Here is a 13,519-nt window from a genome sequence, read left to right as displayed (position 1 = left end):
TCGTAAATTGTTGATTTTAAGTAAATTGTTGATTTTAAGTAAATTGAGGTGTAATCATGTTAAAAAAATCAATCTTATTTTGTTTGATTATATTCCTGCTGAATATATCATTGTGTTTAGCATCTCCTGAAGATAATGCAATGATTGCTGTTGCTTTATATGTTGACACATCAGGTTACTATGTTCCCGGAACTGACTTTCTCACGAAGGCACTTAATGAGGTAATTCGTTTTAAGATTAACGCGTTATTTCTTGGTAGCGAAGTACAATCAGGAAATGCTGTATTACGTGATCTTACGCGTTCTGGCATTACTAATACGTTATCAGCCACCCCTGATTTATTATCTACATATGCAAGTGCTGCCCATGTTAATTATGTTATGCTTTTTACCATCCACCCTCTAGATGTGTCATTGGATCTCAAGGCGTTTTCAGCAGCAACGAATGCATACATTGTTGATAAAACTATAACTAAGCCTGATGGCACAGAAGCTTTATCGGCTGTTGATACTTTTTCATCTATGCTCAATGAGCAAATTACTCAAATCTTTCAAACAATCCACTCTTAAGAAAAGAAATCCTATTCGCTAATTAAAAGTGAACAGGATTTCTTTTCTTTTTATTATTCTTTGAAAATTTCAGAAAAATAAATTACAGTGACTGTATCTTCGATATGTACGGTTTTATCATAAACGATTTCAAAAAAGTCGATTAATTCTTCTATTGTTTTTATATCAGGGTTTTGCTGGCTTAGATCTTGCGTAGTAAGTTCTGAGAATTTCTTTGTTATTGCTTTATCGAATTGTAACGTTTTTTTCGATCCTTCAGTAATTTTTCATTATGAGACGATAAAAAATTTAGTACGAACATATCCTTTTCTCCTTCAACAACTGATTCTTCATTACCAATATCATATATTTTATTTATCGATTTGACTTTTTATAATAAAATTTTCGGCAAAAGATATTATTATCCTGCAATTTAAGATCTACCAAGCTGGAGGTGATCAATACCTACGTTTAATGTCATCTTTATTTATAGAGCACTTTTTATAAATCTCTAGGATAATTCATGTCTCAATTCTCACTTTAGGTTTAGCTATCCTCTGCCGATAGGCTTTTTCCCAATTTACCAATGGCTTTCTTCTCAATTCGCGAGACGCAAATGATAAAAAATTTTTAGTAAAAAATACAAATACAAAAAAGACGGCACCCCCAAGGTGTCGCCCTATTATTTATTTTTCAGATTCTCTAGATTCTGCCGAAGAGGTTGTATTTCCTTTGGAACTTGGCCATGATGCCTTTGTCTTGCCTTTCTCTCCCTGTTTAGAAGAAACATCATGTGTCTTCTGAGGCGGTTTCGTTGTCTTCCTCATCTCATCATCTCCTTTGTAATATCTTATGAAAGTAACAAAACAATTGCGCCAATTCTATATAAAATTTAACTTTTATCAAACCAAAGCTTATAGAACATTCTTATTCTAAGAAAGTTCTATAAGCTTTGGTACCTCTTGTATTTAAGCTACATACGACAAATGACATTACAAGAATATATTTACATATTTAGGGTTACTTGTGGGTTTCGTTTTTGGCAAACGGTAACTGGGCTGTCATTATCATGTTTTTTCTTTTAAAGACTATTGAACATTGTTCTCTCGTCTAGTAATCGCTGTTTCTTCTAAAATTATATGTATAATTGAATCTATCATATCTCTTGGCACCTGCTCTGGAGAATACATTTTATTCTTTTTATCTTTAACACCATGCCATCTGACTATGTACTTTCCCTTTTTCTCTTCAATCATATGCTACACCTCCTATATTACCTATGCTTTACAGCTTTTCCAACATTACTATAGTTACTTGAGAAATCCCCAAAAAACTTGTCAACAATTATTAACAACAAAGCAGCTACTGAAATCTTCATTTTTTTGTAGCTGCTTTATTGAAAGATGCCCTTCGATAAAAATTCATAAAAGAAATATAAATTGTGTACATTTAAATAGGATTAGTGAATCATATTCCAAATCTAAATTATAGGAGTGTTATGATGAACGCAATTTATGCCAGAGTCTCAACACTTGAGCAAGTAGAAGGCTATTCACTGACAGATCAAGTATCTTCTTGTCGCAGCCGTTTAACAGAGATGAATGCGCTCCATATAGAAGAGTATATTGATGATGGGTATAGTGGTGAGTATTTAGAGCGTCCTGCTCTAGATCGCTTGCGGGAAGATATACGAAATAAACGCATTGAATCTATTGTAATTTATGACCCTGATCGATTAAGCCGTAATCTTACCAATCAATTGCTCTTAGCCGATGAGATGGAAAAGGCCGATACCAGGTTGATTTTTATTACTCATGATTATGATGCCTCCCCTGAAGGACGCCTCTTCTTTTCTATTCGCGGTGCCATATCAGCATTTGAAAAAGCAAAGATTCGCGAACGTACAATGAGAGGAAAAAGAACAAAAGCTTTATCTGGCAAACTTGTATTTAATGACAAGGCTTTTGGTTATGATTATGATAAAGACAATAGTATGTATATCATTAATGATAAGGAAGCAGCTATCATTAAATTAATGTATAATCTCTGTGGAAAGAAACAATACAGCCTGCGAGATATTCTATTGGAATTTAAAAGCATGGGAATCGTAAATCGAAAGAATAAACCTTTTACTCTTTCGAATATTCATCGAATTCTCATAAATGAAATGTATTCAGGTACAAAATGGTCTTTTAAACATTATGGCAAAAAAATGAGCCAATATAAAACCAAAATAATCCCTCGTCCTGAAGAAGAGTGGATCCCTATACAAGTTCCTGCAATTGTAACAAAAGAGCTATGGGAGGCAACTCAGAAGGCACTTATTAAAAATAGACTCCTTTCACTCCGTAATACAAGGCATGACTATTTACTGCGTGGTATCATAAAATGCGGCTGCTGCAACCGCACTATGACAGGCATTTGCCGCGTACAAAAAGGGATTGAGTATAAATATTATGTGTGCAATAAAAATATGGAAAGCTGGTATCTAAAAACAGACAAGTGTACTACCATGCATATTCCAGCTTCCATAATTGAAGAATCTATCTGGAAAGCTTTATGCTCTTTTTTAAAAGATAAGCTCCCAATCACACTATACACGCCTAATGAAAAAAAAATAGAGACCACTACCAAACAATTAGAGCATCTGACTTCTTATTATGACGAGTTATCCAAAAAACGCTCTGCTATCATGCGCTGGTTTCGAGACAATATAATCGATAGCACCATTGCAGAAAAAGAGTTACAAAAGGTACAGAAAGAAATAGTCTCAACAGCAACTGCTCTAGCGACTATTTCTGGGAAAAGAATAGATTCTTTCATAGAAGCATCAAATCTAACTGCAGACCAGATCATGGATAATGCTTCATTCCAAACAAAACGTGATATTTTATTAAAACTTCATTACACTATTTATGTAACAAAATCTAAAAATCATCTTGATTGGTATTTAGGTAATTAACTTTTTTGTCATTAGCATCCTATGTTTCTCAATTCGCGAGACATAGGAACGAGAAATACCTAGCATCCTTGCAATGTCTCTCTGCGTTTTTCGATTACCATTTGGCATACCAAATCGCATTTCTAATACCCATTTTTCTCTGCTGCTCAAACGATTAATTTGTTTATTTAATCGCTCATGCTCGCATTGCGTTTCTACCGCTTCAGCTACTACATCAGGCGCTGTTCCTAAAACATCAATTAATGTAATTTCATTTCCATTATTATATTATCTGTTTAATATCAATTTCAGCGCCGTTCTCATACTCATCATTAATTTTGAGCCCCTTTTGCATAAAAACAAAGAGCCTATTACGTTTTTTACCGCAATAGGCTCTTTGTTTTTATGCTATTTACAACATTTGCTCAATAAGCTTGACTCAGACCTTTTTTAACTCCCAAAGGCATCATTATTTGCCCGTAATCTTTTTCATTACATCATCAGTTATGTCCTGACCACCATAAACAACACTGCCTTTATCCACTATAGTTGCTAAACCTTTAGCTTTAGCAACTGCTGCAACAGCAACATCTACTTTATTTTGCAGAGCTCCCAACAAATCTTTCTCTTTAATTGCAAGACCTTGCTGAAGCTGTTGGTAATACGCCTGCTTCTCTTGATCGTTCATATTGACTGACTTTGAATCTAAATCGCTTTTTGCTTGCGCAACTGCCGCATTCATTGTTTCTTGAGCTTTAGCTGCATCAGGATGCTGTTGGATTAAAAGTTGATAATTCACTACACCAATTTGAAAAGCATTTTCCTTGGAGGCAGCATACGTTGTACTAGGTTGAACAATTGTCACTATGCTCAAGAGTAAGAAAGTTCCTAAAAAGATGTTTTTAATTTGTTTGCAGTTGATTTTCATCATTCATCCTCGTTTCCGTCATAAAAATGACATTTTTTATACTATATTCAATAATAAATTGAACAATTGGTCATCTGACTTACATAGATCAATGCATATCCATATGTATGTTTGTGAAAGCCCCCGTCACCACCTTCACTAATTTAGCTGATAGTTTAGTACTTCAAAGCACAAAACTGAAGTGTCATTGACCTTGCGAATAATTTCTGCTCTCATGTTATATTAATAAATTTACATGAATTTACTCAATTACTCCTTTCATTTTATTCTTCAATAATTATACAATATTTTTGTTACAATTTGGTGACAATAATTTTAAATATTAAATTCTTATCACCAAATTTATAAACTTAGAGTAACGATTTGAAACTCACTAAAGAAAAAACTCCTATCTTATTAGTCTGAACCCCCAAAGTAGGAATCAAAAAAAGTCTTATGCCGTATGTAGCTGCTCTCGATATTTTATCGGGGACAGTTTATTTAATTTCAATTGTAGCCGTTCATTGTTATAATAGTAAATGTATTCTTCCACAATCTCAATGATTTGTTCGTTGGTAGCGGTGAAATCTTGAGAATAGAAGGCTTCTGTCTTCAAATGTGAGAAGAATGATTCGATGAGAACATTATCATAGCAGACACCCACCCGGGACATGCTTTGGATAATGTTCTTTTCTTTTAAGAAATCCTGGAACTTTGTCGATGTATATAAGCTGCCTTGATCAGAATGCAGAATCAAGTTATCAATCTTTCGGCCTTGGATAGCCTGATTTACCGTTTCAAAAGCAAGTTCTAAATTGGGAGAAGAACTCACTACAGTGCTAATTACCTCATTATTGAATCCATCAATAATGGCTGAAAGATATAAATGGGTTTCGCCGATGGTAATCGTGGAAACATCGGTATACCATTTTAGATTAGGGGCATCTGCTTTAAAGTGTCGCTTGATCAAATCTTCTTTCTTAACGATTACGTCCGATTTGAAATGGACAAATTTTTTGCGTCGGATTCGGGATTGGAGATGGTTTTCAGCCATAATACGGCTGACACGCTTATGGTTGATAGTTAGTTGATGCTCAGCTCTTAGAACCTCTGTAACACGCCTATACCCATAGCGCCTTTTGTGCTTACTACAAATTGCTCTAATACGTTCAATCAGTTCATGCTCGTTTCTGTCATCCGGCTTGTTTCTCCAGCGGTAGTAACTGCTTTTGGGGATCTCAAGAAAGGCTAGCATTTCTCGAATTGGATATTTACTCTTAAGCGACTTGACCATTTCTACGAGCTGCTTCTTAGTGATTTTCCAAGATCCCATTTAACTTTCCCAAAATTTCATTATGCATTTCAAGTTGCCTAATTCTGAGCTTTAGGCGATCAACCTCTGATAATTCCTCTATTCCCTTATTGTACGTGTATTGTTTGCCTAGGGGCTGATGAAAAGGATGTGTTTCATCAGCGCGATACCATTTCATCCATACTTTTATTTGTGTCTTATGTTTAATTCCCAAAGTTTTTATGATATCGCAGACACTGTGACCAGCTAATTTCATATTAACCGCATTCCATTTAGCTCCGGTGGGTAATGTGCCTTATTTGCCACAAAAATACACCTCTCATGTAATATAGTGTTACTATACGACATAAGAGATGCTTTTTCTTTTTGTCCCAATCTAGGGGGGCAGACTAGATTTATAGGAGTTTTTTCTTATTGCAAGGGACACCATTATACCTCCTTACGACCACCTTGTATTACTACTAATATCAATCATTCATTAATGTTTTTTCTATCTCTTTGTAAAAAGTTTCACTCTTAACATACGATTCTATCAGCAGACATGATTCTTTAGATAAAGTAAATTTTCCACTTACTAAAGAATCTACACTTTGAGCTAAGGTAACATCTCCCTCTTGCTTTAGCTCTTTATAAATTTGTTCCAATCCCGTTGTATTTCCGATTTGCAACTCATTAATAGTATTAATGATAAATTTTTCACATTGTGGAAAAAATAAATATGTATTTAGATACGCCATAAGATGATCTTCTTTTTTACTCTGCCATCCGCTAAAGATTGACGTTAAGGTATTTGTAATACTAACCACATGTTCCATGTCCTCTTATCCCCCTAAAATTCTTTACTTTATTTTATGTGAAATTCATCTCACTATGACTTTATTATTTAGTTGCTGTTTTAATCTTCTTTTTAGTAATTTCGGCAAATATATTTTTTCTCCTTTAATAAATAAAAAATTCAGTAAAATCAAATTAGAGCTTTTTTAACTTTATCATTTTATTTGTCATTAGTTTATGATATGTATTAAGCAAACTGTCTAACTCCCTACTAACAGCGATGATCTTAGGATCTGTAAGTTTTTCATTTTTTTCTTGAGCCACTTTATTTAATTTGTCTCTTAATTCTTCAACTTTTTTTAAAATTTCTTCTACCTCAGGCATATAAACACCATCCTTTATAATAGTGTTGACGATAAAGAAATCTTTTATTCATCTGGTACTGCAGGCCACGCTAATTCTAATACAGCTACTACTGCTTTAAATGATTTAGCGTAATCAGCTATCCATCAAACCGACTGCTTCCTATCATACTCATTATTAATTCGAAGCCGCTCTTTAACCGGTAATAAGTTCCAAATATTCCATGCTTGACGATAAAACTCACAAAGTACCTTTTCTTTTTCTGCTTCTGTCATATAAATGGGGGAAATAATATGAACGATCGTATTTTCCAGATAATATGTAGCATCATATTTTTCTTCCATAGAATCTTCACCTCGATTATATATATGAAGATAGTTACGAAGGACGACCCTATTAAACCATCATTCACACCATATTATATTGAATTCCTTAGAATAAACAATTCTTAATAATGACTAAAAGCCAACACAATCATAGAGAAACTGCTGCCTTAACGCAAAACTTCCTAGTATAAGTATATTTTTGTTCTAGGTTACTATCAGATACCATATGTTTATAAGATTGATTAACAGCCATATGGCAACAAAAAGAAGGTGATAATTTGAACAATCAGCTTAACAAAGATTTAGAGCCTTCTTGCTTTTATCTTCGCAAATCTAGAGAAGATCAAGAGGCAGAAACAAAAGGAGACGGAGAAACACTTGCCAAACACAAAAAAGCCTTATTTAAAATAGCTGCTGAGCATGGAATTACCGTCACCAAAATATTTGAAGAAGTTGTCTCCGGAGAAAGCATCATTCATCGACCTGAAATGTTAAATTTATTGAAAGAAATTGAATTAGGAAAATGGAAATCTGTTTTTTGCATGGACATCGATCGACTTGGACGCGGCAAAATGCAAGATCAAGGTCTAATTATAGAAACCTTTAAGCAAGCACAGACTAAGATCATAACCCCCCGCAAAATATATGACTTAAATAATGAATGGGATGAAGAATATACAGAGTTTGAATCTTTTATGGCTCGCAAAGAGTTAAAAATTATTACCAGGCGTTTACAAGGCGGCCGAATTCGCTCACTTGAAGAAGGAAATTATCTGGGTGCAATTCCGCCATATGGATACCTTGTTGAGAAAAAAGATCATAAGAGATACTTAATTAAGCATCCAGAACAACGTGAACCAACAAACTTAATCTGGACAGCATATCAATTTAATATGGGAACAAACAAGATCGCCAATGAATTAAATCAAATGGGATATCCATCTTATTCAGGTAAGAAATGGTCCGCCTCATCAGTTTTAGCAATCTTAAAAAACCCTGCTTACGCTGGCGTAAACGCCTGGAAAAAAGTAGCATCTAAGAAATCTACTACGCGTACTGGCAGAGAAACTAGGCATCGCCCCAGGGAAGAACAAATTTGGATATATGATTGCCATGAGCCATATATAACTCTCGAAGAATTCGAGCAAGTACAGAATATGTTGTCCAGAAAATATCATCCACCTTATCAGTTGCTAAGTGGGATCACGAATCCGCTGGCCGGATTAATTAGATGTGATATATGTGGCGGTTCTATGATTTATAGACCTTATCAGCATCAGCAGTTTCCACATTTAATGTGTTACAACAGGCATTGTCTTAATAAAAGCTGCCGTTTTGAATATGTTGAGAAAAAACTGCTTGAAGGTTTACAGCTATGGCTTGATGACTATTGCGCTCAATGGGAAATCTTCATGCCAAAAGGAGAACGTAGTACTGTTAATGCTAGAGAAAAAGCTCACCAAAATCTCAAAAAAGAACTAAAAGAACTAGAGCAGCAAAAAGATAACTTACATAACCTCTTAGAGAAAAAAATTTATAACGCTGCTACATATTTTGAAAGATTAATTAAGCTCTCCGAAAAAATTGACGCTGCACAAAAAAAATTAGACAAAGCAGAACTTGCATTGTCTAAGGAAATACTACATGAAGAAAGTAGAAGAGATATTATTCCTAAAATCGAAAAAGTTTTAAAAATCTATGAAAAATCCAATGATCCTACAGAAAAGAATAAATTTTTAAAATCAGTCATAGAGTATGCGACATACAGAAAAGAAAAATGGCAAAAAGGCGACACATTTACATTGGTCTTACGTCCCCGTTTACCTCAATGATTACCAAATGATTATATCTCATACCGATAAATATAGCACGTTAATTCATTACCTTCCTTATCTACGCCGATAGGATCATATAAACTAACTTCAGCACGAGTTCGCCGAGTACTTCTTAGATGCATTAATATTTCATTTTCAATACATCGCGCTGCATAAGTCGCTAAACGAATTTTTTTAGCAACGTCAAACGTATTGATTGCCTTTATTAGACCAATTGTACCAATAGAAATTAAATCATCCGTATCCTCACCAGTGTTGTCAAACTTTTTAACAATATGGGCCACCAATCTTAGGTTCCGCTCAATTAATACATTCTTAGCATTTTCATCACCGTTCTTCAGCCGCTCCAACTGTATCTGCTCTTCCTTTTCTGAAAGAGGTAAGGGAAACGTATTATTGGTTACATAAGAAACTAGCACAGAAAGACTTTTCACAATAGAAACCGCCAGTGCCATAAAAAAAGACATCAAATTTTTCACCCCCGCAAATCACTTGCTTCATTGTATGGAACAATCGCCATTCTTGTGCCTGTTAATTTTTGTATATCGACTTTAGATCAATTATTATTTTTCGGTAAGACTTGCACCTTATGGCGATATAGCATATAATCGCACAAGGAGAGTGATATAATGGAACCTTATATTGGAGATTTTCAGCTACTGCTAGCAACTATTCTTATAATTATCTATATGTTATGGGATAGACTCTTCCCTGAATAGCAGCATACACTGACTGTACTTCCTTATTGGATTTTTATGAAATTTACTGCATCACCCAGTACTTTTCCGATACATTTACTCAATTTCATAACAATCGATAAAGGAGTACTCTGTAAGTCCAAATATCCTAAATACCCACTGGCATTTACGACACCAATAATAGAAATGGTGCCAATACATGGCAATTTATTACCAACTGCAATGCCAGCTTCCAAGCTACCCTCCCATATTTCAATATTTCCAATCTCATCATTTTTTCCTAAGCAAGCATCAACTGCAATAATAATTGGCCGTTGATGCTTTTCTTTAATACTCTCAATCACATTTACTAAATTTCCCGCATGAACAGGTGTATCTAAATTTCCATATACAGTACATATTGTATGTTCTACTAAATAAGACCCTACTAAAGGACCAAGAGCATCTCCAATATATCGATCCGAACCAATGCAAAGGATAATAATTTTTCTACTTTCTAATTCCTCCTGCTTTTTTAATAGATTTACCATATAGTGATACATTTTAGAATAGACTATGATATCATTTACATTCACAATTAATTTTTCAGTGTTTTTTTCTCCCATATTATGATCTCCTCTTCTAATATATCAATAAATATCTATGCTTACTTGCCATAAAATATCCCGTGCCGACCATTAAGGCAAACCTCTCGATGCCTATAATAAAACCTCTTTGCACAATATGCAAAGAGGTTTTATTTCTATAATCACATCTTGCATCATACATTATATTGCATGATGTAAGATGGAGGTAATTGAATGTATGTTATGATTGCTTTGGTTATAATTGGTATTGCCTTGTTATTAGGTGGTATTTTCTTCATGCGTTTTGGGCTTCAAAAACTATTATGGATAAAGCTACAAACTTTTTTAAGTCTACTAACCAGTACACCTATGCGCGGCTTATTAGTTGGCATTGTTGCAGCGGCTTTCATGCAAAGCAGTACTGCCGTTTCCCTATTGACTATAGGCTTAGTACATGCTCAATATTTATCATTTTATCAAGGTCTAGGAATTATCTTAGGTGCTAATATTGGTACATGCTCAACAGTACAACTAATGACAATTACAATGCCTGAAAAATTCATCATACCTTTATTTCTATTCTTTTTGCTTTTCACAATCCTTTGCCGGAAGTTTCGTTATTTTGGCATGGCAATCTCTGGCTTATTAAGTATGTTTATTGGTATGAGCATATTATCAGAAGCCCTAAGCAATATATCAGAATTTACAACTATCATTGATTATTTACTAGCATCTCAAGAAAATTCAATTTACGCCATTGTTGGAGGTATAATTATCACTCTTTTATTTCAATCCAGCAGCGCAGCTACTGGAGTGTTAATGGTCTTAGCCAGTGATGGTATCATCGACTTAACAACTGCCACCTATGTAGTCTATGGTAATAATATCGGTTCCTGCTTATCATCCTTTATCGTTGGAGTTACCGCCTCTTTAGCTGCTAAACGCTTAGCTGTAGCACATATTCTTCTAAATGTATTGGGCGTTATTATTTTTTTCCCCATTACCGGTATTCTAACCAAAATAGCCACTAGTCTTACAGCGGATTTCGCTGGACAAGTGGCTATCGTTCATACACTCTTTAATATTATTTCTTCGTTGGCAGTGCTTCCTATTATACACCAATATGCAAATTTAGTTATGCTACTTATCCCCAAGAAAAGATAAACTCTGTTCTTTTCGCTTTTCTTTGTAAGCGATGTATTGCCTAATGATTGTCATAAGAATATATAAGAATATAGCTGTCATGACAATCGTACCGCCTGGAGCAATATCTAGGTAGAATGATGATGTCAAACCAATAAAAACAGATAACATCGAGAAAAACACTGCCCATCCCATCGTTGCCTTAAATCCCACTCGTAATAAATGGGCAGTCGCCACAGGTACAATCATCAAGGCGCTAACAAGCAAAATCCCAACTATCGTCATCCCAACAACCACAACTAATGCTGTTAATATGCTAAATAACATATTAATCATCCCCGTATTGATACCTGCTACATGTGCAATATCTTCATCTAAAGACATTAACATAAGCTTATCAAATAGAAAATAAACAATAATTAAAACTAAAGTACCAGCACCAGCTATTGTTATTACATCCGTTAGTGATACCGTAATAATACTACCAAATAAAAAACTCAGTAATCCTGTACTTGGCATTCGAGTCATAGTACTGAAAATAATAGCCATTGCTGCTCCAGCGTAAAAGAATATTGCTAACCCCATATCAGCAAACTCAGTATGCTTTCTGCGAACTAATTCAATTCCTACTGCGCCAGCTATCGTTAAAATCAAAGCTCCGACTACTGGATACAGCCCTACCATATATCCACCTGTTACTCCGGCAAAAGCAATATGCCCTAATCCGTCTCCAATCAAAGATTGACGGCGCACCACTACAAAACTACCGATTAGTGGACATACAATACCTGTAATTAAACCTGCCAGCAATGCTCTTTGAATAAAATCATATTGAAAAAATTCCATATTTTCGCCTCACTGCCCTGTATAGTACCACAAGTGTCGTGCTTGGGCATGCGTATCATCAAACTCCTTGCTGCTACCAAAAAAACAAAGTTTGCGATTAATACATGCTACTTTATTTGCCCATGATACAGCTTTTTCAATATCATGAGATACCATAACAATTGTAATACCAAGATTTTTATTTAATGTTCCTAATAATTCATAGATTCTGGCACTAGCATCATAATCAATTCCGCTCGTAGGCTCATCTAGAAGCAATAATTGCGGATTGGCAGCTAACGCCATCGCCACCATTACTCTTTGCTGCTGCCCTCCTGAAAGTTCACCAATCCGCCGATCACGTAGCTGATCTACACCTACCAATTCCATCATGTGGTTCGTAATATGACTAACAGCCTGATGATTTCTTTTTGCAGCAGCAACTCCTAAAGTTAAACCTAAAGCAACAACCTCTTTTACAGTTGCAGGAAAGCCTTGAGCGTTTTTTCCATAATTCTGAGGAACATAACCAATTAGTCCATGTTCCTTTGCAGCAAATATATCTTTCCCACCTATCTGAACTTGTCCTCTTGTTGGCTTTATAAGCCCGGCTATAATCTTGAGCATCGTACTCTTTCCAGCTCCATTAGGACCAACAACAGCAACAAAATCGCCTTGTGAAATAGTTAAAGATATATTATCAATCGCAACATTAGTATTATAAGAAAAATGGATTTCAGACAGTTTCACTTCACACATTATCGATTCTCCTCACAGAGTTTACACTTTGCACACAAACCTAGTAGCTCTACATTATGACGAATAAGTTCATATCCGCTCTTTCTAAGTAATTTTATAAATTCTTCATCAATTGGACAGTAATCAATACAAACGGCATTACCACATTTTACACATACTACATGATGGTGATGATTTGCATGGGCCAATTCATAACGTGTCCTTTCTTTCCCCATCCCAGTTATCGGTATAAGCACACCATTTTCTGTCAACATATTAATATTTCGATAAATCGTATCTAAGCCTATATCGCTATATTCTTGACGCACCAAGTTCCATATTTCATCTGCGGTCAATAAGCCTGCAGTCTGCACTATTTTTTCCATAATAATGCGCCGTTGGGGTGTTATGCGATAACCCTTTTCCTTTAACTTCTTCATTACATCATATATCATAAATATCTTTCCCTTTTTTACAAATAATAAGATTCTTATTAGAACGGTAAAAAAATAAGGTATTATATCTTTAAAACTTAAAAGATGA

The 13,519-nt window shown here is 34.8% G+C and carries 18 protein-coding genes; 4 read left to right on the top strand and 14 right to left on the bottom strand.

Annotated features, from left to right (window positions below):
• The first annotated feature begins 56 nt into the window (after positions 1 to 56).
• On the top strand, positions 57 to 569 hold the full coding sequence (locus BMZ99_RS00940; RefSeq protein ID WP_090932033.1) for a hypothetical protein: 513 nt from the start codon (positions 57 to 59) through the stop codon (positions 567 to 569).
• Between the two features lie 665 nt (positions 570 to 1,234).
• On the opposite strand, the gene BMZ99_RS26155 is transcribed toward BMZ99_RS00940, so the two are convergent.
• Positions 1,235 to 1,375, bottom strand: a complete 141-nt coding sequence (locus BMZ99_RS26155) for a hypothetical protein (protein WP_175490441.1) — start codon at positions 1,373 to 1,375, stop codon at positions 1,235 to 1,237.
• A 261-nt stretch (positions 1,376 to 1,636) separates the two neighbouring features.
• Positions 1,637 to 1,804: a hypothetical protein gene (locus BMZ99_RS26150; protein ID WP_175490440.1), complete on the bottom strand. Its 168-nt coding sequence runs from the start codon at positions 1,802 to 1,804 to the stop codon at positions 1,637 to 1,639.
• Positions 1,805 to 2,046: 242 nt separating this feature from the next.
• On the opposite strand from BMZ99_RS26150, the gene BMZ99_RS00930 reads away from it, so the two are divergent.
• On the top strand, positions 2,047 to 3,510 hold the full coding sequence (locus BMZ99_RS00930) for a recombinase family protein (RefSeq protein WP_090932031.1): 1,464 nt from the start codon (positions 2,047 to 2,049) through the stop codon (positions 3,508 to 3,510).
• Here the strand turns inward: BMZ99_RS00930 and BMZ99_RS00925 are convergent.
• From BMZ99_RS00925 to BMZ99_RS00895, 7 genes are all read right to left on the bottom strand, one after another.
• Positions 3,499 to 3,660, bottom strand: coding sequence for a sigma factor-like helix-turn-helix DNA-binding protein (locus tag BMZ99_RS00925; protein ID WP_245754753.1), 162 nt, complete (start codon positions 3,658 to 3,660; stop codon positions 3,499 to 3,501). The two genes, BMZ99_RS00930 and BMZ99_RS00925, sit on opposite strands and share 12 nt — an antisense overlap.
• Before the next feature lie 298 nt (positions 3,661 to 3,958).
• Positions 3,959 to 4,417 carry an OmpH family outer membrane protein gene (locus tag BMZ99_RS00920; protein ID WP_090932027.1) on the bottom strand — a complete coding sequence of 153 codons (459 nt, stop codon included), beginning with the start codon at positions 4,415 to 4,417 and terminating at the stop codon, positions 3,959 to 3,961.
• 433 nt (positions 4,418 to 4,850) lie between these two features.
• Positions 4,851 to 5,729 carry an IS3 family transposase gene (locus BMZ99_RS00915; protein WP_090932025.1) on the bottom strand — a complete coding sequence of 293 codons (879 nt, stop codon included), beginning with the start codon at positions 5,727 to 5,729 and terminating at the stop codon, positions 4,851 to 4,853.
• Positions 5,707 to 5,964 (bottom strand): hypothetical protein, encoded by a 258-nt coding sequence (locus tag BMZ99_RS00910; protein WP_090932023.1) that lies wholly within the window; start codon positions 5,962 to 5,964, stop codon positions 5,707 to 5,709. The genes BMZ99_RS00915 and BMZ99_RS00910 overlap by 23 nt, the downstream gene beginning before the upstream one ends.
• 211 nt (positions 5,965 to 6,175) lie before the next feature.
• Positions 6,176 to 6,523 carry a hypothetical protein gene (locus BMZ99_RS00905; protein ID WP_090932021.1) on the bottom strand — a complete coding sequence of 116 codons (348 nt, stop codon included), beginning with the start codon at positions 6,521 to 6,523 and terminating at the stop codon, positions 6,176 to 6,178.
• A gap of 154 nt (positions 6,524 to 6,677) precedes the next feature.
• Positions 6,678 to 6,866: an aspartyl-phosphate phosphatase Spo0E family protein gene (locus BMZ99_RS00900; RefSeq protein ID WP_090932019.1), complete on the bottom strand. Its 189-nt coding sequence runs from the start codon at positions 6,864 to 6,866 to the stop codon at positions 6,678 to 6,680.
• A 125-nt stretch (positions 6,867 to 6,991) separates the two neighbouring features.
• Complete coding sequence (locus BMZ99_RS00895; protein WP_090932018.1) at positions 6,992 to 7,189, bottom strand: hypothetical protein; 198 nt, start codon at positions 7,187 to 7,189, stop codon at positions 6,992 to 6,994.
• A 260-nt stretch (positions 7,190 to 7,449) separates the two neighbouring features.
• Between BMZ99_RS00895 and BMZ99_RS00890 the strand changes: the two genes are divergently transcribed.
• Positions 7,450 to 9,003, top strand: coding sequence for a recombinase family protein (locus tag BMZ99_RS00890; RefSeq protein WP_090932017.1), 1,554 nt, complete (start codon positions 7,450 to 7,452; stop codon positions 9,001 to 9,003).
• An 11-nt stretch (positions 9,004 to 9,014) separates the two neighbouring features.
• Here BMZ99_RS00890 and BMZ99_RS00885 read toward each other — a convergent pair whose 3' ends face one another.
• Both BMZ99_RS00885 and yyaC read right to left on the bottom strand, forming a co-directional pair.
• On the bottom strand, positions 9,015 to 9,473 hold the full coding sequence (locus BMZ99_RS00885; RefSeq protein ID WP_090932015.1) for a sigma-70 family RNA polymerase sigma factor: 459 nt from the start codon (positions 9,471 to 9,473) through the stop codon (positions 9,015 to 9,017).
• Between the two features lie 275 nt (positions 9,474 to 9,748).
• Positions 9,749 to 10,309 (bottom strand): spore protease YyaC, encoded by a 561-nt coding sequence (gene yyaC / locus BMZ99_RS00880; RefSeq protein ID WP_090932013.1) that lies wholly within the window; start codon positions 10,307 to 10,309, stop codon positions 9,749 to 9,751.
• A gap of 195 nt (positions 10,310 to 10,504) precedes the next feature.
• Between yyaC and BMZ99_RS00875 the strand changes: the two genes are divergently transcribed.
• Complete coding sequence (locus tag BMZ99_RS00875; protein WP_090932011.1) at positions 10,505 to 11,434, top strand: Na/Pi cotransporter family protein; 930 nt, start codon at positions 10,505 to 10,507, stop codon at positions 11,432 to 11,434.
• Here BMZ99_RS00875 and BMZ99_RS00870 read toward each other — a convergent pair.
• From BMZ99_RS00870 to BMZ99_RS00860, 3 genes are read right to left on the bottom strand one after another with little or no spacing between them, the layout of a single operon-like run.
• On the bottom strand, positions 11,411 to 12,259 hold the full coding sequence (locus tag BMZ99_RS00870) for a metal ABC transporter permease (RefSeq protein ID WP_090932009.1): 849 nt from the start codon (positions 12,257 to 12,259) through the stop codon (positions 11,411 to 11,413). The two genes, BMZ99_RS00875 and BMZ99_RS00870, sit on opposite strands and share 24 nt — an antisense overlap.
• Positions 12,260 to 12,268: 9 nt before the next feature.
• Positions 12,269 to 12,997, bottom strand: a complete 729-nt coding sequence (locus BMZ99_RS00865; protein WP_090932007.1) for a metal ABC transporter ATP-binding protein — start codon at positions 12,995 to 12,997, stop codon at positions 12,269 to 12,271.
• Positions 12,997 to 13,431 (bottom strand): Fur family transcriptional regulator, encoded by a 435-nt coding sequence (locus BMZ99_RS00860; protein ID WP_090932005.1) that lies wholly within the window; start codon positions 13,429 to 13,431, stop codon positions 12,997 to 12,999. The genes BMZ99_RS00865 and BMZ99_RS00860 overlap by 1 nt, the downstream gene beginning before the upstream one ends.
• Positions 13,432 to 13,519 lie beyond the last annotated feature (88 nt).

Origin of the sequence: Pelosinus propionicus DSM 13327 (assembly GCF_900114615.1) — a bacterium.
In the GTDB taxonomy this organism is placed as follows: Bacteria; Bacillota; Negativicutes; order DSM-13327; family DSM-13327; genus Pelosinus; species Pelosinus propionicus.
The sequence above is the reverse complement of the archived record's forward strand: the minus strand, read 5'-3'. Positions and strand labels throughout refer to the sequence as shown.

Excerpts from the sequence above, each read along its gene's own strand:
- BMZ99_RS00940 (WP_090932033.1), top strand. The coding sequence starts at position 57 with ATGTTAAAAAAATCAATCTTATTTTGTTTGATTATATTCCTGCTGAAT.
- BMZ99_RS26155 (WP_175490441.1), bottom strand. The coding sequence starts at position 1,375 with ATGAGGAAGACAACGAAACCGCCTCAGAAGACACATGATGTTTCTTCT.
- BMZ99_RS26150 (WP_175490440.1), bottom strand. The coding sequence starts at position 1,804 with ATGATTGAAGAGAAAAAGGGAAAGTACATAGTCAGATGGCATGGTGTT.
- BMZ99_RS00930 (WP_090932031.1), top strand. The coding sequence starts at position 2,047 with ATGATGAACGCAATTTATGCCAGAGTCTCAACACTTGAGCAAGTAGAA.
- BMZ99_RS00920 (WP_090932027.1), bottom strand. The coding sequence starts at position 4,417 with ATGAAAATCAACTGCAAACAAATTAAAAACATCTTTTTAGGAACTTTC.
- BMZ99_RS00915 (WP_090932025.1), bottom strand. The coding sequence starts at position 5,729 with ATGGGATCTTGGAAAATCACTAAGAAGCAGCTCGTAGAAATGGTCAAG.
- BMZ99_RS00910 (WP_090932023.1), bottom strand. The coding sequence starts at position 5,964 with ATGAAATTAGCTGGTCACAGTGTCTGCGATATCATAAAAACTTTGGGA.
- BMZ99_RS00905 (WP_090932021.1), bottom strand. The coding sequence starts at position 6,523 with ATGGAACATGTGGTTAGTATTACAAATACCTTAACGTCAATCTTTAGC.
- BMZ99_RS00900 (WP_090932019.1), bottom strand. The coding sequence starts at position 6,866 with ATGCCTGAGGTAGAAGAAATTTTAAAAAAAGTTGAAGAATTAAGAGAC.
- BMZ99_RS00895 (WP_090932018.1), bottom strand. The coding sequence starts at position 7,189 with ATGGAAGAAAAATATGATGCTACATATTATCTGGAAAATACGATCGTT.
- BMZ99_RS00885 (WP_090932015.1), bottom strand. The coding sequence starts at position 9,473 with ATGTCTTTTTTTATGGCACTGGCGGTTTCTATTGTGAAAAGTCTTTCT.
- yyaC (WP_090932013.1), bottom strand. The coding sequence starts at position 10,309 with ATGGGAGAAAAAAACACTGAAAAATTAATTGTGAATGTAAATGATATC.
- BMZ99_RS00875 (WP_090932011.1), top strand. The coding sequence starts at position 10,505 with ATGTATGTTATGATTGCTTTGGTTATAATTGGTATTGCCTTGTTATTA.
- BMZ99_RS00870 (WP_090932009.1), bottom strand. The coding sequence starts at position 12,259 with ATGGAATTTTTTCAATATGATTTTATTCAAAGAGCATTGCTGGCAGGT.
- BMZ99_RS00865 (WP_090932007.1), bottom strand. The coding sequence starts at position 12,997 with ATGTGTGAAGTGAAACTGTCTGAAATCCATTTTTCTTATAATACTAAT.
- BMZ99_RS00860 (WP_090932005.1), bottom strand. The coding sequence starts at position 13,431 with ATGATATATGATGTAATGAAGAAGTTAAAGGAAAAGGGTTATCGCATA.